The organism is Microbacterium sp. CCNWLW41 (genome assembly GCF_037083505.1).
The window spans coordinates 1-23,011 of record NZ_JBAOJP010000002.1 but is presented as its reverse complement, the minus strand read 5'-3'; the positions used below and the strand labels follow the sequence as shown (position 1 = coordinate 23,011).

The window sequence follows — 23,011 nt, the reverse complement described above, 5'->3', positions numbered from 1 at the left end:
ATAGCGTGATCGTCCCGGAGTCCGTCCTCGGATGTGTTTGCGGTGACGGAGCGTGACACGGCGACGAACGCTTCAGATCGCCGTGCTCGTGGGTGCGGTGCTCGTGCTCTCGGGGTGCTCCGTCTCCGTGCAGCATGAAGGCAGCGCCGTGCGCAACGCCGACGCGTTCCTCGCCGACGCCGATGCCGCGTTCCTTGATGCTGTCGCCGGCTTGCCGGAAGACATCGCGGTCCGAGCCGATGACGCGAAGTGCTTCTTCGAGGACACCGGCGGCGGCGAGGTCGGTGACCGGCTCTTCTGCGGCCCGATCCGTCAGCTCGGATACGAGGATCCGTGGCTCAGCATGTCGTTCACTGCCAAGGTGGGCAGGGACGACAGCGTCCGGCTGGATGACCCGGTTCCGGGGCCTTACGCGACTCCGAAGGGCGCACTTCTCCGTGCGGGACAACAGCCGTCCGACCCTGATGCGGTGGCCGCTCCTCGCGGACCGCAGACGGACCAGAAGGACTTCGCGGTGCTGCTGCCCTGGGGTGAGGTCCCGTCGGTGAAGATCTCAGAGCTCGACGATCCGGCGCTGCTGGCGGCACCGGCGGCGACGGTCACGATCGATGCCGAGGCCACCCTGCCGCTCATCCCGGACGCGGCGTTGTCAGTGCTCCGTGGCGATGAGGCCTCTCGCGAAAACGAATCATCCTTCTGGCGTCCGGCGGAGGGACAGACGTTCACCGCGTGGCGCGTCAGGGTTGGGGACCCCGTCGAGATGGGGCCAGGACACCGTGGACTGTTCGGCACGAGTCGCGAGGATCGCGATCCGAGCCTCTCACTCGCGGTGGATGCCGAGGGCACGCGCCTCGTCGTCGCCTCCCGCGGGGGCGGGCTGAGCGCCAAGGACGGCGTGGCACGCGTGGAGTGCGGATCGCTACCCTGCAATCGCCCTGCTGGCGGCGACTATCTGCTCGTCGTCTCCGCGCCGTCGGACGGCACTCCGCGCCTGATCGCCTCCACCGACGGACAGGAGGAATCCGTGTCGCTCGACGGCGGAGAGGTCAAGTCAGAGCATTCGACCGCGGCGTACGACGGTCGGACGGCGCGCATGCAGACCTCGGCGGTCTGGGCGTCGAAGGCCTTCGAGGTCGTGTCGCGGGAGGAAGCCGGCACCTACGGCAGCCCGCAGTCCATCACGTACGGCGGCGACGTGCCGGCGGTGTTCCGCACGCCGTTCGAGGCGCGCAGGGGATGGGCGCCGGCAGGTAAGGTCTGGCTTGTCGTTCCGACGGAGAACATCACGGTGTCGTCGAGCGGGTGGGGCATGGAGGTGCGCCGCGACCGTGTGGCGAGTTGGACGGCTCAGTTCGGCGAGGAAGCGATCAACGCTGAGCCGGAGATCGGCGCATCGGACAACACCGTCTTCGCGGTGGGACAGGACGTCACTGACATCACGATCACGTTCCAGCCGAGGGGAAGCATCGAGTACAGCCGAATCGGATCGAACCTCGTCAAGGAGTTCGTCGCACCGGAGCCGTTCACGGTGGAGGTGAGCTTCAAATGAGGAGGACGCCCGTTCTCGCCGGAGTCGCGCTCGTTCTCGCCGTGGGCCTTGCCGGCTGCGCCGGTGAGGACGTGCAGGCGAATCCGGCGACCACGGCGGAGACGTTCCTGAACGCGGTCATCGAGAAGGATCTGGCGGCGATGTGCGGCTTGCTCGCCGACGACGATGGGCCGCTGAGCGCTGCCGAGGTGCAGCGGTGCATCTCATCCGGAGGCGGAGTCCTGGGCCTGTTCATGGTGCAGGCGGAGGGCGCTGGTATCGGCAGCGTGCGCGTTGAGTCGGCGACCGTGACCGGAGCCAGGGCGGAGGTGTCCGGGAGCGATCTCTCCGAGGGGGAGGGTCTTCTGGGCGACATGCGTCTCACTTTGGAGAAGATCGGCGACGACTGGTGGATCGCGATCGGATAGCTGCACCTGGTCCACTCCGGTTCGGGCCGTGGCCGTCGGCATCCGGATGAGATCGGCGGGACCATGCGCGGTAATCGCGCGTTGCGGCGGACGGTGGCGTAGGTTTCCTCCGCGGGAGGGGGCGGTCGTTGAGCGAGCCGAGCGAGACGAAACGTGGTGACCCGGGCTCGGGGATGCTCGTCCGCGTGTGGGTGAGGGTGGGCGCGTTTCGTCTCGTCGCTGCGCTCCTCGCTCAACGACCGGACGCGGAGTTCGCGCGTTGCGGCGGACGCTGGTGTGGCTTTCCTCCGCGGGAGGCGCGGTTCTCCGTGTGGGCGGGTGGTGCCGGTCGCTCAGTGCGGGTCTCCGCGAGACGAGACGCGATTCAGATCAGGCGGCGCAGCGCCTCTTCCAGAGAGACGCCCTGGGCGTCGGCGCGATCGCGCAGCCGGGCGTGCTCGTCGGAGGACAGGGTGATCCGCAGTTCGATCGGCGGCACGACTGGGGCGTCGAGCCCGTCGAGCAGATCCGCGGTCTCGGCCCAGAGCGGGGTCGCCGCGGCAGCCGGAGCCGCCGTGCCCGCGACAGCCGGAGCCGCCGCGCGCGGGGCAACCGGAGCCCCCGTGGCGGTGCCCGCGGAGACCGCCGCGGCGGCGGGGGCGTCGGCGGAAGCGGGAGCCGACACTCCGGAGGCGGGGGCCCCGACCGGGGCCTCGACGCGGCGGAAGCCCGGACCGCGCTGCGGCTCCTCCTTCTTCTGATAGGCCTTCGCCGCCGCGTTGGCACGGGCGTCGGCGGCCTCGTTCAGCGGGTGTCCGGCGTGGCCCTTGACCCACGAGAACGACACCGCGCGGCCGCGCATGGCCTCGTCGATCCCTTCCAGCAGCTCCCGGTTGAGCACAGGCCCGCCGTCGGCCTTCCGCCAGCCCCGGCGCTTCCAGCCCGGCATCCACTTGGTCACCGAGTCGATCACATAGCGGCTGTCGCATTCGATGACGAGCTCGTCCTCGATCCCCGCCGTCGCGCGCAACAGCTCGAGCACCGCCTGGAGCTCGCCCTGGTTGTTCGTCCCGTGCGCGGATCCGCCTGCGGCCCAGGTGTCCTCGTCGATGTACCAGGCCCACCCGTTGGGGCCCGGGTTGCCCAGCGCGGAGCCGTCTGCGGCGGCGGTGATCGTCATCCCTCCACCGTACGGCGCGGCGCCGACGCGGGCGAAAGCCCCGATCCGCCAGGCGCGTCCCAGGATCCTCTGGAAGCATGCCGGACATGACCGCCGCGCCGCCTCCGTCGTCGTTCGCGCCGCATCCGAGAACCGGCGGCTCGGGCGTGGCGGCCTTCTGCCTGGGCGTTCTCGGGGCGATGGTCGGAGTCCTCCCGCAGGTCGTCGGAGGCGGACGCCTCCCCCTGCAGAACCTCTGGCCGGAGGCCGTCGGCCCCGGCGAGATGCCCTTCTCGGTGCTGCCGGTGAGCCAGTACCAGTCGACCGCCATCTTCGCGATGCTCGTGGCGGGCGGCGCGCTCGCGGGCCTCGGCATCCACGTCCTCGCCCGCCGCAGCGGGTGGGCCGCGTGGCCGGCGGCCCTGGGGCTGCTCGTCGGTCACGCCGGGGTCATCGCGCAGAGCTTCTCGGTGGTGGGACGGGGCCTGAGGATCGGATCCGAGGCGGCGGACGACCGCGCCGCGCTGTACTTCGCCGGGCTCCTGGGCGGCACGATCGCCAGCGCGCTCGTCGCCCAGGCGGCGTTCTGGGCGATCTCCCGCCGTTCGGTCGGCGTCGCCGCCCTCGGCCTCGGGCTCGTCGCGGCACCGCTGGCGTCGTGGGCCGGGCTGTGGGCGGTCATGCTTGCCGGACCCGCCGCCGTCCCGCCGCTCCTGCTGTTCCTGCTCCGCTGGCTGCCCGCCGTGATCGCCGGCGCCGCCCTCGCCTGGTGCGGGCTGCGTCCTCTCGGGCGCGTCGTGACCTGGCTCCTCGTCCTCGCCGGGCTGCTGCTGATCCCCGCTCTGCTGACCGCGGTGCGCTACGCCCTGGGCCTGCGTGTGCTCGACGGCGATCTGACGGAGATGGCCGCCGCCGGAGGACAGGTGTTCGTGCAGGCGCTCGCCGTCGGCATCCCCCTGGTCACGCTCGCGGTCGTGATGGGGATCGCCGGGCTCGTCGTCCGGGGCGTGCGCCCTGCGGCCCACCCTGCCCCGAGCGCCGAGACCGTCGCGGGGACGGCGCCGGGCGCCTCCCGCGCCGAGTGACCGGAGCGGGTCCTCGCGGTCCGGCGACGGACCGGCGTCACTCCAGGACGAGCCCGACCTCGAAGGAGCGCCGCCACGGCAGCGTGAGCGCGGCGATCCGCACCCCTCCCGCGGGAAGGTGGGCGTCGAGGATCCGGGTGAGCTCCTCGTGCACCACGCGCTCGGCCTCGGCCACCCGCGCGTCGTCGGCCATCGGGTAGTGATCCGGGAACAGCCGCGGACCGGCGTCGACGCGGACGACGGACTGGTAGGCGAAGTCGTCCAGGAGGCGCGTCAGCAGTGCGACCCGGGCGGCGGCGGGGTCGAACCCGCCGGAGCGACGGCCGATGACCGCCGCGGCGGCGACGGCGACCACGCTGCCGAGGGTGTTGCCCGCGGTGTTCCAGCCGCCGAAGGCCTCCAGCGCGTCGAGCAGGCCCGCCTCGGACAGCGCGCGGACGAGGGCCTCGTCCGCGCCGTTGGGATAGCGGACGTCGGCGAGGGCCACCCGCTCGCCGCGCGCGACCCGCTCGCGCACGAGTGCGACGGTCCCGGCGACGGCCCCCTCGTCGATCGCCTCCGGCCGCCCGCGGAACATGTCGTGTCGATCGGGGTCCGGTGCGTGCAGGACGAGGGTCACGTCGGCACCGTCGGAGACCTCGTCGGCCCCCGCGGCGCGGATCTGCCGGCTGACCGACGCGGCCAGCGACATGTTCTCGTACGGCGGGACGCGGTCCAGCCCCTCCGGATCCGCGCAGGCGACCGAGAAGGACGCCCGGGCGCCCGCGAGCGTCGCGAGCGCTCGCGCGACGAGCACGGCCCCGACCTCGTCCGCGCCCGGGTACATGAGGACGCCGCGACCGGACGGCAGCATCCGCATCCAGTGGCGCAGCCAGACCTGCTCGGCGCTGCCGGCCGCGAACGGCGCGGTGTCGTCGGCGGTGATGGCGAGGAAGCCCACCGTGCCGTCCTCCGCGAGCGTGAGCGCGGAGAGGTTGACGATGTGGTTGCGGACGCGGCGCAGGGAGTAGTCGCTGACGACAGGCGCGGGCACCGGCGTCAGCTCCTCCAGGGGGAGCACGTCGTTCGCGTCCAGCAGGCGGTGCGCGTCGCCGCCGAGGGCGTGCAGCTCCTTGCCGTGCGCGGTCCAGTACTCCGGCTCCTCGGCGGCGGAGTAGGAGTTGCTCGCGCGGGTCACCAGCGACACGGCGGAGATCGGCAGGTCCGGTCGGGACCGGCGGATCTGCCGCAGCACGTCGAGCCGGGCGAGCACGGTGCGGGTGGAGTCGTGGCTGGTGCGGCTCGCGATGAGCCCGCCGTGCACGAGCATGTCGATCGAGACCACGAGGTGGACGGTGTCCGGATCCTGCGCGCGCTCGCGCAGCCAGGCGCCGAGCGCGTCGGCGTCTCCTGCCGTGCGGTAGGAGGGCAGGATCGAGGCCGGCGGCACGTCCAGCGCGACGCCGGCGACCGCCGCGACGTCCGCGGGGAGGCGGACGTTGACGGGCCGGTCGTCGAGGGGGAGCAGCGCGATCCGGGGGCGACGGGCGGAGGCGGGGGAAGCGGACACGAGGGCCTTTCTGAGCGGGCGGGGCGGAGGGCGAGGGGGCGGGGAGTCAGGGGCGGGCGATCGAGACCTGGTACGAGTAGCGGTCGCCGCGATAGACGGACTCGGCGTACTCGATCGGTCGGCTGCGGGCGTCGTAGGTCGTGCGCTTGACGAGGAAGGCGGGGGAGAAGGCGGGGGTCTGCAACGCCTCGGCCTGCTGTTCGTCGAGCACGATGGCGTGGATCTCCTGATCCGCGCGGACGGCGGTCAGCCCGTAGCGGGAGCGCAGGTCGTCGTAGAGGGAGTCGCCGTGGATGCCCTCCTCGAGGCCCGGGACCGCGCTCGCCGCGAGCGCGCATTCCTCCAGGCAGATGGGGACGTCATCCGCGGTGCGGATGCGGCGGATCCGCACCACCGGCGCCCCGGGACTGAGCTGCAGCGCGTATCCGGCGGTCTGGCCGGCGGTCGCGAGCGCGATGTCGACGGACTGCGATCCGGGGCGCATGTTGCGCATCCGCATGTCCTCCGAGAACGAGGTGAGCTCGAAGGTCTTGCTGATCCGGGTGGCGCTGACGAAGGTGCCGGCGCCCTGCAGCCGGTACACGAGGCCGTCCCGTTCCAGCTCGTCCAAGGCGCGGCGGACGGTCTGTCGGTTGACCTCCAGGGCCTCGGCGAGCTCGCGTTCGGTGGGGAGGCGCTCGTGGGGCGCCAGACCCTGGTCGATCACCTCCTCCAGGTGTCGACGTACGCGCTCGTGCTTCGTCCCGGCTTCGGATGCGCCCACAGATCCTCCTTTGGTTCGAACCAATCTTGACGACAAGGTCTGTGCTGTGTCAATGTCGTTCTCCAACACCCCCTGATTGGTCTATTCCAATCTCATGTTCCTCAAGGACGAGCGGAGATCAGCGATGCACCACACCCTGAACAAGACGCGGCGCGGCCTCGTGGCCGGCGCGGTGACCGTCGCGACCGTCGCGGCGCTCGCAGGCTGCTCCGGCGGCGATGCCGGCGCGGACGGCAAGACGGAGATCACCTTCTCCTACCTCTGGGGCGGAGAGGAGGCCAAGGCGCTGGAGGAGATCATCGCCGACTTCAACGCGAGCCAGGACGAGATCGTCGTCAAGGGCGTCTCCAGCCCCGACACGCAGAAGCAGCTCACGTCCATGTCGTCGTCGAAGGGGTCCTTCGACATCTCCGACAACTTCGGCAACTCCGTCGGCGCGTGGGCCTCGAAGGGCATCCTCGCCCCGCTCGACGACGCCATCGCCGCCGAGAAGATCGACGTCGACGACTTCGTGCCCAGCGCCATGGAGCAGATGACCTACGAGGGCAAGACCTACGCCCTCCCGATCGCGATCCACAGCTTCCAGCTCCTGTACAACAAGACGCTGCTGGACGAGGCCGGCATCACGCCCCCCACCACCATGGACGAGCTCGCCGCGGCGGCGAAGGCGCTGACCAAGGTCGAGGGCGGCCGGATCACCCAGCTCGGCCTCGGGTCCGCCAACGACAGCACCACGCTCACGACCCTCGGGTTCGCCTTCGGCGGCAGCTGGGACGGCGCGGACGGCCCCACGCCCGCGGAGCCGGGCAACCTCCAGGCGCTGGAGTGGTACCAGCAGAACGTGGTCGAGCCGGTGGGCGCGGACAAGATGGCCGCGTTCGTCTCGGGGCAGGGCGAGTATCTGTCCGCCCAGGACCCGTTCTTCAGCGGACGCGTCGCCATGATCATCGACGGCGAGTGGCGCTCGGCCAGCGCGGCGAAGGTCGCTCCGGAGCTCGACTGGGGCGTCACGGCGATCCCCGCGGCGACCCCGGCCCTCGCCGGCAGCACGCAGGTGACCTCCAGCACGCTGTTCATCCCCGCGAACTCGCAGCACAAGGAGGAGGCCGCGACGTTCCTGGCCTACCTGGTCGGCGAGGAGCCGATGGAGAAGTTCAGCCTCGCGCTCGGGAACCTCCCCGCGCGCACGTCGCTGGCCGGCAGCGACGCCTACAGCGACCTCAAGGACTTCTCCGTGTGGGCCGACGCGGCGTCCTCGCCCAACGCGCGCTCGCTGGCCAGCAAGCCCTACAGCGCCGAGTACGCGACCGACCTCGCGACGGCCTTCGACGAGGTCGTGCGGCTGACCGCGACGCCGGAGAAGGCGATCGCCACGGTCGAGTCGCGCATGGCGAACTACTCCGCGAAGTGACCGGTCCCCGATGACCAGCGCACTGTCGCGGGAGCGCGCCCGCCCCGGCACCGGGTCCGCCCGGCCCCGGGGCGGGCCCGCCGGGGCGCGATCCCGGCGCAGCAGGAGGACGACCTTCATCGGGCTGGCCTTCGCCGCGCCCTTCATCGTCGGGTTCCTGTTCCTGTTCGCCTACCCGATCGCGGCGTCGGCCTTCTACAGCTTCACCGACTTCAACCTCTTCCAGGCCCCGGAATGGGTGGGCCTCGACAACTACGTCCAGATGTTCGGCGACGGCGTCTTCTGGAAGTCGCTCGCCAACACCGCGATCCTCACGGTCTTCGGCGTGCCGCTCGCGATAGGGATCGCCCTGGCCGGGGCGCACCTGCTCAACACCCCGGTGCGCGGTCAGCCGCTGTACCGTGCCCTCGTCTACCTGCCCTCCATCGTGCCGGTGGTCGTGGGCGGGTACCTGTGGCGCTGGCTGCTGAACGCCGAGTACGGCTTCATCAACCATTTCCTGTCCTGGTTCGGGATCACCGGACCCGCCTGGCTGCAGGAGCCGGACTGGACGAAGCCCGCGATCATCCTGATGTCGCTGTGGACGGTGGGCGGGACCATGATCATCTACCTCGCCGCTCTCCAGGAGGTGCCCAAGGAGCTCTACGAGGCGGCGGAGCTGGACGGCGCCGGCATCTGGCGTCGCTTCACGAACGTCACCTGGCCGACCGTCTCGCCGGTGACCCTGTTCCAGGTGATCGTGAGCATCATCGGGTTCCTGCAGATCTTCACGCAGCCGTACATCCTGTCCCAGGAACGGCTGAACCAGGCGGGATCGGGCCCGGGGCAATCGATGCTCTCCTACGCGATGTACCTCTACCAGAACGCGTTCGTGTTCCTGAAGATGGGCTACGCCTCCGCGATGGCCTGGACGCTGTTCCTCGTCACGCTCGTCGTGAGCCTGATCGTGCTCGCGTCCTCCCGGAAGTGGGTGCACGATGGCTCGCGCTGACTCCTCCGTCGTCGCCGTCGCGCGACGGCCTCGCTCCCGTCGCACCTGGCGGCGGATCCGGCAGCAGGTCTCGGTCGCGCTGCTCGCGCTGCTGTTCCTCTTCCCGCTGCTGGTGATGCTGTCGACCGCGTTCAAGACGCCCACGGACGTGTTCTCCTCTCCTCCGACGCTGCTTCCGCGGGAATGGACGCTCGACAACTTCGCCCAGGCGTTCGAGCAGATCCCGGTGTGGCGCTACCTCGCCAACACGCTGTTCGTCTCCGGGATGAGCATCCTCGGCACGGTCGTGTCCTGCCCCCTCGTCGCCTACGCGCTGGCGAAGGTGCGCTGGCGGGGCGCCCGTCCGCTGCTGATCCTGGTCCTGGCGACCATGATGCTGCCGCCGCAGGTGACGCTCATCCCGCTGTTCCTCGTCTGGAACGGGCTGGACGCGACGAACTCCTACCTGCCGCTGATCGTGCCCACGTTCCTCGGGACGCCGTTCTTCATCTTCATGATCCGCCAGTTCCTCCTCGCCGTGCCGGACGAGCTGATCGAGGCGGCGCGGCTGGACGGCGCGTCCGAGTTCCGCACCTATGCGACGATCGTGCTGCCCCTGGCGCGACCGGCGATCGTCACGGCGGCGATCTTCCAGTTCGTCTGGGCCTGGACCGACTTCCTCAATCCCCTCATCTATCTGAACGACGAATCGACCTACACGCTGTCCATCGGGCTGTACGCCTTCTTCGGTGAGAACGATGTGGCCTGGGGGCCGCTGATGGCGGCGTGCGCGATGTTCACGCTGCCCGCCGTCATCATCTTCCTCATCGGCCAGAAGTTCTTCATCGGCGGTGCCAGCGCAGGAGCCCTCAAATGACGCAACCCCTCTCCTCCCCGCTCGACCGGCTCGCCGGCGGTCTCGTCGCGTCCGTGCAGGCGACCGACGCGAGCCCGGTCCGGGACCCGGACGTGATCGCCGCGCTCGCCGGCGCGGCGCTCCTCGGCGGGGCCTGCGGGCTCCGGCTGAACGGCCCGGTGGACGTCGCGCGGGCGCGGGAGCACACCGATGTGCCCCTCATCGGCCTGCACAAGGTGGACAACGGCGTGCGCAACATCATCACGCCGACCCTGGAGCTGGCCCGGGGACTGGCCCGGGCCGGGGCCGACCTCATCGCCGTGGACGCCACGGAGGAGGCGCTCGGCGACGACTTCGGGCTCCTCGCGGCGATCGTCGAGGAGACCGGCGTGCCCGTGATGGCCGACGTCTCGACCCTCGCCGAGGGGATCCGGGCCAGGGAGCACGGCGCCGCGGTGGTGGGCACCACGCTGTCCGGGTACACGCCCCAGTCCGCCGGGCGCGGAGACGGGCCCGACCTCGCGCTCGTGGCGGAGCTCGTCGCCGCGGGGATCCCCACCATCGCCGAGGGGCGGTACCAGACCGTCGACCAGGTCGCGAGGGCCTTCGACGCCGGCGCGCTCGCCGTGGTGGTGGGCGGGGCGATCACGGATCCGATCGCCATCACCGCGCGGTTCGTCGCCGCCACGCCCCGCGCCCGCGACGCGCTGGCGGCCGGAGGGGTGCGGTGATCGTCGGCGTGGACATCGGCGGCACGAAGATCGCCGTCGCCGGGTTCGACCGTGACGGTGACCACGTGCGTCGAGCGACGGCGACCGTCACCGCGCGCACGCCGGCGCTCGCCGGAGGCACCGCGATCCTGGAGACGGTGACCGACCTCGTCCGTGCCGCGTGCGGACCCGCGATCCCGACGGCGATCGGGGTCGGCACGGCCGGCGTGATCGACCCTGCCGGATCCGTCGCCTCGGCGACGGACGTGATCCGGGAGTGGACCGGCTTCCCCCTCGGCGCGCTCCTGACCGAGCGGACCGGCGCCCCGACGACGGTCGTGAACGACGTGCACGCGGCCGCCGTGGCGGAGGCGCGGATCGGAGCGGGCGCCGGGGCGCGGACGCTGCTCGTCGTCACGGTGGGCACGGGGATCGGCGGCGCCGTCGTGATCGACGGCGAGCTGCACCGCGGGGCCACCGGCACGGCCGGATCCCTCGGGCACATCGACGTCCTCGCCCCCGAGCGGCTGGCGACGCGGCGGTGCTCCTGCGGCGTCGAGGGCCACGTGGAGGCGATGGCGTCCGGGCCCGCGCTGGAGCGCCGCTTCGCGGAGATGTCCGGGTCCCCACGGCCCCTGCGGGAGGTGGCCGCCCTCGCTGCGGCCGGCGACCCGGTCGCTCTCGACGTGATCGCCGAGGGCGCGCGTCTCCTGGGGCACGCGCTGGCCAGCGCCAACGCGCTCGTCGACGCGGACACGATCGTCGTCGGCGGCGGCGTCGCCGAGATCGGCGACCGCTATCGCGCCGCGGTGGCCGACGCCTACCGCGAGCGGGCGATGCCGGGCCCGCGGGCGGCCCGCGTGCGGGCCGCCGCTCTGGGCGTCGAGGCGACGCTCACCGGCGCGGCGCTCGTCGCGCCGGCCGCCTGAGCGCGCCCCTCAGTCCTCGTCCGCGTGGTGGTCGTTCGCGCTCGCGGCCGCAGCCCCGTCGGCGTCGTCGGGATCCGGCGGAGCGGCGGTGGCGGCGTCCGCGGCTTCCGGGGCTGCCGGGGCGACGGGGAAGACGATCGACGTCGAGCCGGCGGCGAGGCCGATGCCCGTCGGATCCGCGGCCGGTGCCGCATCCAGGCGCTCGGCCGCGCTCTGCGGGTCCAGCGGCTCCGAGGGCAGGCCGGCCCACTCCTGCTGTTCGTGCTGCGGCCGCGGTGTGAACAGTCCCATGCCTCCATTGTGCGCCCGGCGGGCGGCGTCGGGGCGGTCAGGCCGGGTCGGCCTCGCGGACCGCGTCGACGAGGGTGCGCCAGGGCCCGTCGAGCTGCGTCTCGGGCAGCTCGCGCTCGCGTCGGCCCGCCGGGGTGCGTGCCTCGATGCGCCAGCGGAACCGGTCGGCGCCGGGCTCGTCCCGGTCCGGCGCGTCCCACGGGCACCGCTCGACCAGGGAGATCCAGCGCTCCTCCTCGTCCGGTGCGGGCATCGCCCGCCACCGCCGCGGGATGCCGGCGATCCCGCCCGTACGGATGACGATCACCACGACCGCGGAGGCCGATGGGTTCCCCGGCTCGGATCCGTTCCCCGGCTCCGATTCGTTCCCCGGCCCCGATTCGCTCTCCGGCCCCGCCCCGTTCCCCGGCCGCGGCCCGGCGCTCCCCGACTCGTCGTCCTCGGGGCCCGGAGCGGGGCCTGCGCCCGAGTCGGGCGCGGTGCTGGAGTCGGGCCCGGGGCTGGGGTCCGGGCGCCGCTCGTCGGATGCGGCCGCATCCTCCGGACTCAGCCCGTCATCGGGCGGTGTCGGCTCGCGCATCGTGGTCCTCCTCCAGGACGCCGACGTCGGTCCACGCGGCACGCAGGGCCGCGACCGTCTTCTCCCCGGCCTCGGCGGCCGCGTCGAGCGTCGCCTTGGCGAACATCGCGAAGGTCGCGGTCGCGGGGAGACCGCCGGTGAGCGCACGGTACCAGACACCGCCGGCGGCCTCCCAGGCGTTGCCCCCGAGCGCCTGTGCGAACAGCGCGAAGGCGCGGTTCGGGATGCCGGAGTTGATGTGCACGCCGCCGTTGTCCTCGGTCGTGTCCACGAAGTCGCGCATGTGCGCGGGTTGCGGATCCCGCCCCAGCTCATCGTCGTCGTAGGCCGTGCCGGGCTGGATCATCGAGCGCAGAGCCCGGCCCTGCACCGCCTCCGTGAAGATCCCCTCGCCCACCAGCCACGTGGCCTCCTCTGCGCTCTGGCCGCGCAGATGCTGCTCGGTGAGGACGCCGATCACGTCGGCGATCGACTCGTTGAGGGCTCCGGACTGGCCCTGGTACGCCAACCCGGCCGTCGCCTGGATCACGCCGTGCCCGAGCTCGTGCCCGATGACGGACACGGATCCGGTGAAGCCGCGAAACACCTCTCCGTCGCCGTCCCCGAACACCATGCGCTCCCCGTCCCAGAACGCGTTGTCGTAGTCGACGCCGTAGTGCACGGTCGCGTGCAGCGGCGCGCCGGCGCCGTCGAGGGAGTCGCGGGCGAACGCGTCGAGCAGCAGGTCGAAGGTGGCGCCGAGGCCGTCGAACGCCTCGTTGGCCGCGGCATCGGCCACCGGGGGATCGTCCTCGCGGCGGACCACGATGCCCGGCAGCTCCTCCGTCCCGCCCGCGTCGCTGATCGTGCGGTCCGGAGCCGCCGAGACCTCGGCGACGAGCGTGCCGTCCTCGCCGATCGACAGCTCGAGCTGTCGCCGCAGCGGCGGGCGCCCCGCGGTCAGCGTCTGGCGCGCCGCCTGTGCGGCCTGGGGGAAGCGTTCGGACTCCGCGAGCCTCGCCAACAGATAACCCGGGACGATGCCCGGTCCGGTGATGTGTCGTCCGTCCATGTCGCCTCCGGTCTCGTTCCCCGGTGCCGACGATACGCCGCGCCGCCGACATGCGGACAGGTCGGGACGGTCGTCCGTCCGAGTATCTTTGTGTGATCCAAGGACGAAGATCATGCGGAGGCAGCGTGAACGCGGCGGCACACACCCCCCATTCCGCGGGTGACCTCTTCCAGCTCATCCGCACGGGGAGGGCGCAGTCGCGCGCGGACCTCGCCCGGCTGACCGGGTTGTCCGCCTCCACGGTCGCCCTGCGGGTGGAGGAGTTGATCGCCCGGGACTACGTGGAGGAGACCGGCCACGGCGAGTCCCGTGGCGGCCGGCGTCCCCGTGTCCTGGCGGTGAAGGCGGGCGGCGGCGTCGTCGTCGGGATCGACCTGGGCGAGCGCCACGCGACGTTCGCGCTGCTGGACCGCCGCGGCGAGGTGGTCGCCTCGGCGGTCGAGGAGATCTCGCTGCTCGACGGAGTGGAGACGGTGATCGCGCTGCTGTGGAAGCGGGCGCGCGAGCTCGCCGCCGCACACGGGAATCGGGTCGTCGAGGGGGTCGCGCTCACGGTTCCCGGGCCGGTGGACTCCCGGACGTCGCGGCTGCTGGCGCCGTCGCGCATGCCCGGCTGGAACGGCGTCGACGTCGGCGAGGTCCTGCGTGCGATGACCGGGCTGTCGGTCCTCGTCGAGAACGACGCGAACGCGATGGCCGTGGGGGAGTACGTCGCCCGCGGCGGCACGGACGAGCAGCTCGTCTTCGTCAAGGCCGGCAGCGGGATCGGCTGCGGCGTCGTGGTGGACGGCGCGGTCTACCGCGGCTTCCGTGGCGTCGCCGGCGACATCAGCCACGTCTCGCTGCACAACGCGCCCCCGGTGATCTGCTCCTGTGGGCGCGTGGGGTGCCTGGACGTCGTCGCGAGCGGCGCGGCGATCGTGGACGCGCTGAGGGAAGCGGGCGTCGAGGTCGCCGACCTCGACGACGTGCTCGTGCTCGCGCGCGACGCCCATCCGAAGGCGACCTCCCTGCTGCGCGAGGCCGGGACCCGAGCCGGCGAGGTCCTGGCCACGATCATCAACTTCTTCAATCCACAGACCCTGGTGCTCGGCGGGCGACTGCCGACCGCGGACGCCTTCGTCGCGGGCGTGCGCCAGGCGCTGTTCACCCTCTGCCTGCCGATGTCCACCGACCTCCTGGAGATCTCCACCAGCCGGGCCGGCGTGCTGGCCGGGGCCCGCGGGGTCGCGTGGTCCCTCCTGGAGCAGCTCCTGGAGCCGTCCCGCATCGACGCCTCCTCCGCCTGACCCGCTCCCGCCCGTCCTTGCGTCGTCGACCCCCGTCCCGATCTGCACATCCGGTCCCGATCTGCACAGGTTTCTCGCGGATCCGTGCGCGGATCGGGCCCCGGTGTGCAGATCGGGCATCGCGACCAGCGCCAGGATCGTCAAAAGTAGTCGAACTAAGATCGATGGTCGCACTAAGCTGGCCGGGTGACCGATCGCGCTCCCCTTCCCCGAATCGCGATCGCCGGCATGGCGATCGAGTCCAGCACGTTCTCGCCGCACCGCGCCGGTGAGCGCGACTTCCAGCGGATCGAGGGCGAAGACCTCGTCCAGCGCTACGACGCGCTGCGCGAGGGCGAGCTCACGGATCGCGCGGAGTGGCTGCCCGTCTACTACGCCCGGTCCATCCCCGGCGGCGCGGTGCTGCCGGAGGTCTACGCGTCCATCAAGGCGCGGATCTGCGCGGGGCTCGCCGAGCTCGTCGCCCAGGAGGGCGGTCTGGACGGTCTGTTCTTCGACATCCACGGCGCGATGAGCGTCGTCGGGATGGACGATGCCGAGGGCGACCTGATCACCGCGATCCGCGAGGTCATCGGTCAGGACGTCGTCGTCTCGGCGTCCATGGACCTGCATGGGAACGTGTCCCGGACCCTCATCGAGAACGTCGACCTCATCACCTGTTACCGGCTCGCTCCGCACGAGGACACCTGGGAGACCCGCGACCGGGCGATCCGCAACCTCGTCGAGGCGCTGGAGACGGATGCGGAGACCCACAAGGCGTGGGTGCGCGTGCCCATCCTCCTTCCCGGCGAGAAGACGAGCACCCGCGTGGAGCCCGCCAAGGGCCTGTACGCGCGGATCCCCGAGGTCGAGGCGCGCGACGGCGTCATCGACGCGGCGATCTGGATCGGCTACGCCTGGGCGGACGAGCCGCGCTGCCACGCGACGGTCGTCGTCACCGGCACCGACGAGGCCGTCACCGCCGCGGCGGCCGAGGAGCTGGGCCGGGCGTTCTGGGACGTCCGGGACGAGTTCGAGTTCGTGGGCCCTCCCGGGACTCTCGACGACGGGGTCGCGGCGGGACTCGCGGCCGCCGAGACGCCGTACTTCATCAGCGACTCGGGCGACAACCCGGGCGCCGGCGGGACCGGCGACGTGACCTGGACGCTCGCGCAGCTGCTGCAGAAGCCGGAGCTCACCGGTCCCGACGCCCCGGTCGTGCTCTGCGCCTCCGTCTTCGACAAGGGCGCGATCGACATCCTGCGCACGCACGCCGTCGGCGACGCCGTCTCGGTCGAGGCCGGCGCACGCGTCGACCACGGTCCGCACGGGCCGGTCCGCATCGAGGGGATCCTGCACAGCCTGCACGAGGGCGACCCCGACGCGGGCGGCATCGCCGTCATCCGCGTCGGCGGGCTCCACGTGATCGTGACGGAGTTCCGCAAGGCCTATCACGACGTCTCGGACTTCACCTCCATCGGGCTCGACCCGGAGGCGGCGCAGATCGTGGTGACGAAGATCGGATACCTCGAGCCGGAGCTGTACGCGATCATGCGCGGGTGGACGCTCGCCCTCACTCCGGGCGGGGTGGACCAGGACCTCGAGCGCCTGGGGCACCACCGCATCCAGCGCCCCATGCACCCCTTCGACGCGTTCCCGTCCGCCCCCGACCTCACCGCCGAGATCGTCCGCTGACCTCTCGGGTAGGCGCGTTTCGTCTCGTCGCTGCGCTCCTCGCTCAACGACCGGTGCTCTGCGGCCTCGGTCGTTGAGCGACACGTCTACTCGCTGCGCTCGCTCCGTGCAGGTCTCCGCGAGACGAAACGGCTTCCTCCGTCTTTGTGACGGAAACGTAACCAATCTGGCTATTCTTGGCGTACTTACTTCGGCAATGATTCTAAGTACGCTGATCGCAGGACGATCTCGTTCGGCGTCCCGCGTCCACAAACAAGGAGGTTTCATGCGTACTCAGTCGCTGCGACGACGGCTGCTCGCCCCGGTGGGCGCGCTGGCGGTCGCGACGCTCGCCCTCACCGCCTGCCAGGGCTCCGCCCAGGCCGGCCAGGGCGGCAGCGAGAAGAAGGACAGCGTCAGCTTCGCTCTCCAGGTGGGGACCGGGCCGAACTGGATCCTGCCGATCTCGACGCCGGACACGATGGCCACGCACAACAGCGCCATCAAGGCCACCATGTGGCCGCGCCTGTTCGAGTACAACGGCGTCGACGGGGAGATGGGCTGGGACGAGGCGGCCTCGGCGGCCAAGTCCTACGAGTTCTCCGAGGACCTCAAGACCATCACGATCACGCTGAACGATCTCGACTGGTCCGACGGCGAGCCCGTCACCTCGCGCGACGTGGAGTTCTGGTACAACCTCGTCCGGTTCAACGGCGAGAAGACCGGCGGCTACTCCGCGGGCCTCATGCCCGACAACATCACGGCGTTCACGACCATCGACGAGAAGACCTTCTCGCTCACGATGGACAAGGTGTACAACGAGGAGTTCCTCGTCGGCAACCAGCTCAGCCTGATGTACCCGATGCCGCAGCACGTGTGGGACAAGACCAGCGCGGACGGCGAGATCGGCGACCACGACCGCGACGCCGCGGGCGCCGCCCAGGTCCTGGACTACCTCTTCAGCGAGGCGAAGGACATGAAGACCTACGCCACGAACCCGCTGTGGAAGACCGTCTCCGGGCCGTACACGGTCAAGAGCTGGTCCGACTCCGGCGTCGTGGAGCTCACCGCCAACGAGAAGTACACCGGCGTCGACAAGCCGAAGATCCCGAACGTGAAGTTCCTGCCGTTCACCTCGGCGGACGCGGAGATGAACGTCGTGCGCTCGGGCGATGTGGACTACGGCTACATCACCAGCTCGCAGCTCACGAACGAGAAGCAGTTCACCGACCTCGGCTACCGCGTCGAGCCGTGGGCCGGCTGGTCGATCACCTACATGCCCTACAACTTCGCCAACCCGGAGAAGGGCGCCTTCTACAAGCAGCTCTACGTCCGCCAGGCGCTGCAGCACGCCGTCGACCAGCCGACGATCTCGGACGTCATCTGGCACGGCGCGGCCACCCCGGACTACGGCCCGATCCCGCAGACCGCGGAGTCGGATGGCCTCTCGGACGTGCAGAAGGACAACCCGTACCCGTTCGACCTGGACAAGGCCGAGAAGCTCTTCACCGACCACGGCTGGGAGAAGGGCAAGGACGGCACCCTCGAGTGCGTGAACGCCGGAGCCGGCGCCGACCAGTGCGGTGAGGGCATCGCGGCGGGGGCGAAGGCGGAGATCGTCGTCACGACCCAGAGCGGCTCGCAGGAGACCGACAACATGATGGCCGAGATCCAGTCGTCCCTCGCCAAGATCGGCGTGAAGATGACGATCGACTCGAAGCCCCTGGACAGCGTCCTCACGCAGGCCCAGGAGTGCAAGACGGGATCGACCTGCACGTGGGAGCTCGTCTTCTTCGGTACCGCAGGCAGCTGGTACTTCCCGCCCTACGCCACCGGTGAGCGCGTGTTCGCGAAGGACACCAAGTGGAACGCGGGCCAGTACGACAACCCGGAGGCCGAGAAGCTCGTCCAGGAGATGGCCTACTCGACCGACCCCGACATCGCCAAGAAGTACTCCGAGTTCCTCGCCACGGATCTCCCGGTGATGTGGATGCCGAACCCGGTGTACCAGGTGTCCGTCGTGCGTGAGGGCCTCGACATCGCCCACCAGGACCCGGGCGCGTCGTTCCTGCCGCAGCGCTGGTCCTGGACCGACTGAGAGAGAACGGATGAGCGGGGTGGAAGCGACGCGCACAGCGACGACGGACCGAGCGACGAAGGAACAGCGGACCCGGAACCGGTTCTGGTGGTATCTGCTCAGGCGGATCGGCCAGGGGGTCGTCGTCATCCTCATCGTGACGCTGATCGTGTTCGCGTTGCTCCACCTCGCCCTCCCCGAGGGCCCCGCGGTCGGGGTCCTCGGGATGCAGGCCACGCAGGAGCAGATCGACGCCTTCAATCGGGAGAACGGCTTCGACCTGCCCGTCTGGCAGCAGTACTTCCACTTCCTCGGGCAGCTCGCCACCGGCGACCTCGGGGACTCGTTCAAGCTGAACCGCCCGGTCGCCGACGCGATCGGCCAGCGCCTGCCGAAGACGCTGGTGCTGGCCCTCATCTCGATGATCGTGGCGCTCATCATCGCCATCCCGATGGGCATCTTCCAGGCCGTGCGCCGCGGCAAGCCCAGCGACTACGCGCTCACCACCTGGAACTTCATCGTCTACTCGACGCCGTCGTTCTTCCTCGGCCTCATCCTCGTGATCGTCTTCTCCCAGTGGCTGCCGTGGTTCCCCGCGCAGGCCCCGCAGGGGGACACGGTGGGGGACGTGCTGGCGAACCCCGCCGCTCTCGTCCTGCCCGTCGCCACGGCCGCGCTCGCGATCATCGCGACCTTCTCGCGGTACATGCGCTCCTCGACGATCGACAACCTCTCCGAGGACTACGTCCGCACGGCCCGCGCGAAGGGCACGCCGGTGCCGGTCGTCATCACGCGGCACGTCGTGCGCAACTCGCTCACGCCGGTGATCGCGATGCTCGGCTACTACCTGCCGGTGATGTTCGGCGGGATGATCGTGGTCGAGTCGCTCTTCAACTACCCGGGCATGGGGCTGCTGTTCTGGACCTCGGCGCAGACCTCCGACTACCCCGTGCTGCTCGGCTGCATCCTCGTGATCGCGCTCGCCACGGTCGTCGGGTCGCTCCTGGCCGACATCATCCAGGCCCTCCTGGACCCGCGCACCCGAGAGGAGCTCTCGTGAGCACGACCGCCGCCGCATCCGCCCCGCGGACGATGGGCCCGCGCCGCCGCGCGCTGCGCCGCTTCCTGCAGAACAAGCTCGCCGTCTTCGGCATCGTCACGATCGTCCTGTTCCTCGTCTTCTGCTTCCTGGGACCCCTCGTGCACCCCACGGACCAGGTGCACACCGACCTCAAGAGCGTGATGCTGCCCCCGGGGACCGCGGGGCACCCCCTCGGGACGGACGACGTCGGCTACGACGTGCTCGGACGCCTCATGGTCGGCGGACAGATCTCCATCCTCATCGGCCTGGCCGCCGGAATCCTCGCGACCGTGATCGGGACGCTGTGGGGCGCGATCGCCGGATACGTCGGTGGGGTCGTGGACACCGTCATGATGCGCGTGGTCGACGCGGGCATCGCGATCCCGGCGACCTTCCTGCTGCTGATCCTCTCCGCGATCCTGCGCCCGAGCGTCCCGCTGATGATCTGCGTGATCGGGCTCGTGTCGTGGCTCGTCCCCGCGCGGCTGGTGCGCGCCGAGTCCATCTCGCTGAAGTCCCGGGAGTACGTGCTCGCGCTCAAGGCGATGGGCGGGTCCCACTCACGGGCGGTGCTCCGCCACATCGTGCCGAACACCGTGGGCACGATCGTCGTGAACGCCACGTTCCAGGTGGCGGACGCCATCCTCCTCGTCGCGTACATCTCCTTCCTCGGCATGGGCCTGCAGAAGCCCGCGACCGACTGGGGCGCGATGCTCACGAGCGGCATCACCTACACCTACGCCGGCGCGTGGTGGCTCATCTTCCCCGCCGGCTTCTGCATCGTGCTGACCGTCTGCGCGTTCAACAGCATCGGCGACGGCCTGCGCGACTTCTTCGACGTGAAGGGGCGGACCGCATGAGCGACGCACTCCTCTCCCTCTCCGGCCTGTCGGTCGTCTTCCGCACCGAGGACGGGCCGGTCCACGCGGTCAAGGGCATCGACCTCGACGTGCGCCCCGGCGAGGTGCTGGCGCTGGTCGGCGAGTCGGGATCCGGCAAGTCCGTCACCGCCATGGCCGTCCTGCAGCTCCTGCCGCGCACCGCCACGGTGACCGGATCCGTGACGCTCGGCGGCCGCGAGCTGCTGGGCCTTCCCGAGGCGGAGATGAACCGCGTCCGCGGCGGCGAGATCTCGATGGTCTTCCAGGAGCCGATGACCGCCCTCAACCCGAGCATGCGGATCGGCGACCAGATCACCGAGGCGATCCTCAACCACGGCTCCCCCTCCAAGACCGAGGCGTGGGAGCGCGCAGTGGAGCTGCTGGGCCGCGTGGGGATCCCCGACCCGGCGCGTCGCGCGAAGAGCTACCCGCACGAGCTGTCGGGCGGCCAGCGTCAGCGCGTCGTGATCGCGATCGCGCTCGCGTGCGAGCCGCAGCTCATCATCGCGGACGAGCCCACCACCGCGCTCGACGTGACCGTGCAGGCCGAGATCCTGGACCTCATCCGCCGCCTCGCCGCGGATCTCGGGACGGCGTTCCTGCTGGTCACCCACAACATGGGGGTCGTGGCGGACATCGCCGACCGCGTGGCCGTGATGTACCGGGGCGACATGGTGGAGGTCGGCGAGACGCGGCGCGTGCTCACCGACCCGCAGGAGGACTACACGAAGCGGCTCCTCGCCGCCGTGCCGACCCTGCCGGACCTCGCCTCCGTCGTCGAGCGGGAGCCTGAGTCCGCATCGATCCCCGCGCCGGTGCTGGAGCTGACGGACGCGGCCGTCACCTACCGTCGCGGCGGGCGGTCCTTCCAGGCCCTCAGCGACGTGAACATCCGGATCGCGCCGGGTGAGATCCTGGGTCTGGTGGGCGAGTCCGGATCCGGGAAGTCCACGCTCGGCCGGGCCGCGCTGGGACTTCTTCCCCTGTCCGGCGGGAGCATGACGCTGTTCGGCGAGCGGATCGGGCGCGGAGGGGTGTCGCGGCGGAGGGAGCGGGAGCTCCGCGGACGCACCGGCGCGATCTTCCAGGATCCCGGATCCAGCCTCGACCCGCGGATGACCATCGGCGAGGCCATCGCGGAGCCGATGCGCGTGCAGCGGCGTCGCCACGCCACGACGCCGGCGCAGCGCCGGGCCCGGGTGGCCGAACTGCTCGAGGCCGTGGAGCTGCCGCGCGACTACGCGAACCGGTATCCGCACGAGCTCTCCGGCGGACAGCGGCAGCGGATCGGCCTCGCGCGGGCCATCGCCCTGGAGCCGGAGCTGATCATCGCGGACGAGCCGACCTCCGCGCTCGACGTCTCCGTGCAGGCCGCGGTCCTCGAGGTGCTGCGCTCCCTCCAGGAGCGGATGGGCTTCGCCTGCCTGTTCATCAGCCACGACCTTGCCGTCGTCCACGAGATCTCGGATCGGGTCGCGGTGATGCTGCAGGGACGGATCGTCGAGCTCGGTTCCGCGGACGAGGTGCTGCTGGCCCCGCAGCACGAGTACAGCCGGCGCCTGCTCGCCGCTGTCCCCGTGCCGGATCCGGACCAGCAGGCCCGGCGTCGGGAGGAGCGGCTCGCCGCGCGGGCGGCCGCCCGATGAGCTCGGGCGGTGTGCTCGGTCTGGATGTCGGCGGATCGAGCGTCAAGTTCCTGCTCGCGGACGGGACGGTGCGGGAGCGCCCGGAACCGATCCTCCGCGGCCGCAGGGAGACCCCGGCGGACGATCCGGTCGAGGGCCTGCGCGCGATCGCCGAGGAGGTGCGCGGGACCGGCGCGGAGCCGACGCGGATCGTCGTGTCGATCCCCGGCATCGTCGACGAGGAGCGCGGCGCGGTCATCCGCTCCACGAACGTGCCCGCTCTGGACGACACCCTGCTGGCGCAGGAGCTCGGCGCGCGCACGGGCGTCCCGGTGACGGTCATCAACGACGGCCACGCCGCGGCGATCTCCGAGGCCGCGTGGGGCGCCGGTGCGGGACACGAGGACGTCTTCGTCCTGGCGCTCGGGACCGGGATCGCCGGGGCGCACGTCGTCCGCGGCGAGGTCGTCCCCGGGGCGCACGGGTCCGCCGGCGAGCTCGGGCACATCACGATCGAGCCCGGCGGGCGGGTCTGCTCGTGCGGTCGGCGCGGGTGCCTGGAGACCGTGATCGGCGCTCCCGCCCTGGCCGAGGCCTGGCGTGCAGCGGGGGGAAGCGGCGGTCCGGAGCAGTTGCTCGGCGCGTACGGCGAGGGGAGCCCCGAGGCCGCGAGCGTCGTCGAGCATGCGGCGGAGGGGCTGGCCGAGGCGATCCTGACGCTCTGCGCCCTGGTGGACCCGGGGTGCATCGTGATCGGCGGGGGACTCGCGGCGGAGCCGCACCATCTCGTCTCCCTGGCCCGAGACGCGGCGACGGCGCGGGCGAGCTTCCATCGGATCCCCCCGATCGTCCCCGCGGCGCTCGGCGGGTGGGCCGGCGCCTACGGCACGGTGCTCCGCGGCCTCGCGGACGCCCGCGTCGCCCTCGCCTGAGGCGCCCCCGCTCGGCTCTTGTCGGTCGGCGCCTTTCCGGTCGTTGAGCGAGGAGCGCAGCGACGAGACGAAACGCGGTGACCGGGTCTGCAGTGTGGGGTGCGGTTCGCTGCGCGATGGCCTCGTCCGTCGCGCGGTCCCCCGCCGTCCTTCGGTCGGCTCCCGCCAGGCCCGATGCCGGCGC

Annotated in this window: 21 protein-coding genes; 15 read left to right on the top strand and 6 right to left on the bottom strand. The window is 71.4% G+C overall.

All coding sequences use genetic code 11. The features are described from left to right. The first annotated feature begins 52 nt into the window (after positions 1-52). Positions 53-1,549: a hypothetical protein gene (locus V6R91_RS07925; RefSeq protein ID WP_336395082.1), complete on the top strand. Its 1,497-nt coding sequence runs from the start codon at positions 53-55 to the stop codon at positions 1,547-1,549. Then, positions 1,546-1,956: a hypothetical protein gene (locus V6R91_RS07920; RefSeq protein WP_336395081.1), complete on the top strand. Its 411-nt coding sequence runs from the start codon at positions 1,546-1,548 to the stop codon at positions 1,954-1,956. Before V6R91_RS07925 ends, V6R91_RS07920 begins: the two co-directional genes overlap by 4 nt. 364 nt (positions 1,957-2,320) lie before the next feature. Here the strand turns inward: V6R91_RS07920 and V6R91_RS07915 are convergent, their stop codons facing one another. Next, entirely contained in the window at positions 2,321-3,115 is a 795-nt protein-coding gene (locus tag V6R91_RS07915) for a ribonuclease H family protein (protein ID WP_336395080.1), read from the bottom strand. An 86-nt stretch (positions 3,116-3,201) separates the two neighbouring features. Between V6R91_RS07915 and V6R91_RS07910 the strand changes: the two genes are divergently transcribed. Further along, the gene (locus V6R91_RS07910) at positions 3,202-4,179 is read left to right on the top strand and encodes a hypothetical protein (RefSeq protein ID WP_336395079.1); all 978 of its coding nucleotides are present in this window, start codon (positions 3,202-3,204) and stop codon (positions 4,177-4,179) included. 37 nt (positions 4,180-4,216) lie between these two features. On the opposite strand, the gene V6R91_RS07905 is transcribed toward V6R91_RS07910, so the two are convergent. Together V6R91_RS07905 and V6R91_RS07900 are read right to left on the bottom strand one after the other, a co-directional pair. After that, positions 4,217-5,728, bottom strand: coding sequence for a DUF4127 family protein (locus V6R91_RS07905; RefSeq protein ID WP_336395078.1), 1,512 nt, complete (start codon positions 5,726-5,728; stop codon positions 4,217-4,219). Positions 5,729-5,774: 46 nt separating this feature from the next. Then, positions 5,775-6,491 (bottom strand): GntR family transcriptional regulator, encoded by a 717-nt coding sequence (locus V6R91_RS07900; RefSeq protein WP_067249035.1) that lies wholly within the window; start codon positions 6,489-6,491, stop codon positions 5,775-5,777. 124 nt (positions 6,492-6,615) lie between these two features. On the opposite strand from V6R91_RS07900, the gene V6R91_RS07895 reads away from it, so the two are divergent. The 5 genes from V6R91_RS07895 to V6R91_RS07875 are packed head-to-tail and all read left to right on the top strand — an operon-like array spanning position 6,616 to position 11,367. After that, entirely contained in the window at positions 6,616-7,902 is a 1,287-nt protein-coding gene (locus V6R91_RS07895; protein WP_336395077.1) for an ABC transporter substrate-binding protein, read from the top strand. Positions 7,903-7,912: 10 nt separating this feature from the next. After that, the gene (locus V6R91_RS07890) at positions 7,913-8,893 is read left to right on the top strand and encodes a carbohydrate ABC transporter permease (RefSeq protein WP_271060371.1); all 981 of its coding nucleotides are present in this window, start codon (positions 7,913-7,915) and stop codon (positions 8,891-8,893) included. Continuing rightward, positions 8,880-9,749, top strand: coding sequence for a carbohydrate ABC transporter permease (locus V6R91_RS07885; protein ID WP_271060372.1), 870 nt, complete (start codon positions 8,880-8,882; stop codon positions 9,747-9,749). The genes V6R91_RS07890 and V6R91_RS07885 overlap by 14 nt, the downstream gene beginning before the upstream one ends. Continuing rightward, positions 9,746-10,459 carry an N-acetylmannosamine-6-phosphate 2-epimerase gene (locus V6R91_RS07880; protein ID WP_336395076.1) on the top strand — a complete coding sequence of 238 codons (714 nt, stop codon included), beginning with the start codon at positions 9,746-9,748 and terminating at the stop codon, positions 10,457-10,459. The genes V6R91_RS07885 and V6R91_RS07880 overlap by 4 nt, the downstream gene beginning before the upstream one ends. Then, entirely contained in the window at positions 10,456-11,367 is a 912-nt protein-coding gene (locus V6R91_RS07875; RefSeq protein WP_336395075.1) for an ROK family protein, read from the top strand. Before V6R91_RS07880 ends, V6R91_RS07875 begins: the two co-directional genes overlap by 4 nt. A gap of 9 nt (positions 11,368-11,376) precedes the next feature. On the opposite strand, the gene V6R91_RS07870 is transcribed toward V6R91_RS07875, so the two are convergent. The 3 genes from V6R91_RS07870 to V6R91_RS07860 are packed head-to-tail and all read right to left on the bottom strand — an operon-like array spanning position 11,377 to position 13,289. Beyond that, positions 11,377-11,658, bottom strand: coding sequence for a hypothetical protein (locus V6R91_RS07870; protein WP_336395074.1), 282 nt, complete (start codon positions 11,656-11,658; stop codon positions 11,377-11,379). Between the two features lie 37 nt (positions 11,659-11,695). Beyond that, complete coding sequence (locus V6R91_RS07865; protein WP_336395073.1) at positions 11,696-12,238, bottom strand: protealysin inhibitor emfourin; 543 nt, start codon at positions 12,236-12,238, stop codon at positions 11,696-11,698. Continuing rightward, positions 12,213-13,289: a M4 family metallopeptidase gene (locus tag V6R91_RS07860; protein ID WP_271060377.1), complete on the bottom strand. Its 1,077-nt coding sequence runs from the start codon at positions 13,287-13,289 to the stop codon at positions 12,213-12,215. The genes V6R91_RS07865 and V6R91_RS07860 overlap by 26 nt, the downstream gene beginning before the upstream one ends. A gap of 125 nt (positions 13,290-13,414) precedes the next feature. Here V6R91_RS07860 and V6R91_RS07855 point away from each other — a divergent pair, with 125 nt between their 5' ends. The 7 genes from V6R91_RS07855 to V6R91_RS07825 all read left to right on the top strand — a co-directional run bounded on the left by V6R91_RS07855 (position 13,415) and on the right by V6R91_RS07825 (position 22,827). Beyond that, a complete protein-coding gene (locus tag V6R91_RS07855) occupies positions 13,415-14,578 on the top strand; it encodes an ROK family transcriptional regulator (RefSeq protein WP_271060378.1) in 1,164 nt (387 codons plus the stop codon). Positions 14,579-14,764: 186 nt separating this feature from the next. Further along, positions 14,765-16,252, top strand: coding sequence for a M81 family metallopeptidase (locus V6R91_RS07850; protein ID WP_442928108.1), 1,488 nt, complete (start codon positions 14,765-14,767; stop codon positions 16,250-16,252). Between the two features lie 265 nt (positions 16,253-16,517). Continuing rightward, entirely contained in the window at positions 16,518-18,329 is a 1,812-nt protein-coding gene (locus V6R91_RS07845; RefSeq protein ID WP_336395072.1) for a peptide ABC transporter substrate-binding protein, read from the top strand. Positions 18,330-18,339: 10 nt separating this feature from the next. Next, on the top strand, positions 18,340-19,368 hold the full coding sequence (locus tag V6R91_RS07840; RefSeq protein ID WP_084344699.1) for an ABC transporter permease: 1,029 nt from the start codon (positions 18,340-18,342) through the stop codon (positions 19,366-19,368). Beyond that, positions 19,365-20,249, top strand: coding sequence for an ABC transporter permease (locus tag V6R91_RS07835; RefSeq protein WP_336395071.1), 885 nt, complete (start codon positions 19,365-19,367; stop codon positions 20,247-20,249). Before V6R91_RS07840 ends, V6R91_RS07835 begins: the two co-directional genes overlap by 4 nt. Next, a complete protein-coding gene (locus V6R91_RS07830) occupies positions 20,246-21,916 on the top strand; it encodes an ABC transporter ATP-binding protein (protein WP_336395070.1) in 1,671 nt (556 codons plus the stop codon). Before V6R91_RS07835 ends, V6R91_RS07830 begins: the two co-directional genes overlap by 4 nt. After that, positions 21,913-22,827, top strand: coding sequence for an ROK family protein (locus V6R91_RS07825; protein WP_336395069.1), 915 nt, complete (start codon positions 21,913-21,915; stop codon positions 22,825-22,827). Before V6R91_RS07830 ends, V6R91_RS07825 begins: the two co-directional genes overlap by 4 nt. Positions 22,828-23,011 lie beyond the last annotated feature (184 nt).

What these genes read in the sequence shown, in the direction of transcription:
- V6R91_RS07890 (WP_271060371.1), top strand. Translation starts at nt 7,913, where the DNA reads ATGACCAGCGCACTGTCGCGGGAGCGCGCCCGCCCCGGCACCGGGTCC.
- V6R91_RS07895 (WP_336395077.1), top strand. Translation starts at nt 6,616, where the DNA reads ATGCACCACACCCTGAACAAGACGCGGCGCGGCCTCGTGGCCGGCGCG.
- V6R91_RS07860 (WP_271060377.1), bottom strand. Translation starts at nt 13,289, where the DNA reads ATGGACGGACGACACATCACCGGACCGGGCATCGTCCCGGGTTATCTG.
- V6R91_RS07915 (WP_336395080.1), bottom strand. Translation starts at nt 3,115, where the DNA reads ATGACGATCACCGCCGCCGCAGACGGCTCCGCGCTGGGCAACCCGGGC.
- V6R91_RS07870 (WP_336395074.1), bottom strand. Translation starts at nt 11,658, where the DNA reads ATGGGACTGTTCACACCGCGGCCGCAGCACGAACAGCAGGAGTGGGCC.
- V6R91_RS07840 (WP_084344699.1), top strand. Translation starts at nt 18,340, where the DNA reads ATGAGCGGGGTGGAAGCGACGCGCACAGCGACGACGGACCGAGCGACG.
- V6R91_RS07825 (WP_336395069.1), top strand. Translation starts at nt 21,913, where the DNA reads ATGAGCTCGGGCGGTGTGCTCGGTCTGGATGTCGGCGGATCGAGCGTC.
- V6R91_RS07880 (WP_336395076.1), top strand. Translation starts at nt 9,746, where the DNA reads ATGACGCAACCCCTCTCCTCCCCGCTCGACCGGCTCGCCGGCGGTCTC.
- V6R91_RS07910 (WP_336395079.1), top strand. Translation starts at nt 3,202, where the DNA reads ATGACCGCCGCGCCGCCTCCGTCGTCGTTCGCGCCGCATCCGAGAACC.
- V6R91_RS07845 (WP_336395072.1), top strand. Translation starts at nt 16,518, where the DNA reads ATGCGTACTCAGTCGCTGCGACGACGGCTGCTCGCCCCGGTGGGCGCG.
- V6R91_RS07920 (WP_336395081.1), top strand. Translation starts at nt 1,546, where the DNA reads ATGAGGAGGACGCCCGTTCTCGCCGGAGTCGCGCTCGTTCTCGCCGTG.
- V6R91_RS07865 (WP_336395073.1), bottom strand. Translation starts at nt 12,238, where the DNA reads ATGCGCGAGCCGACACCGCCCGATGACGGGCTGAGTCCGGAGGATGCG.
- V6R91_RS07885 (WP_271060372.1), top strand. Translation starts at nt 8,880, where the DNA reads ATGGCTCGCGCTGACTCCTCCGTCGTCGCCGTCGCGCGACGGCCTCGC.
- V6R91_RS07830 (WP_336395070.1), top strand. Translation starts at nt 20,246, where the DNA reads ATGAGCGACGCACTCCTCTCCCTCTCCGGCCTGTCGGTCGTCTTCCGC.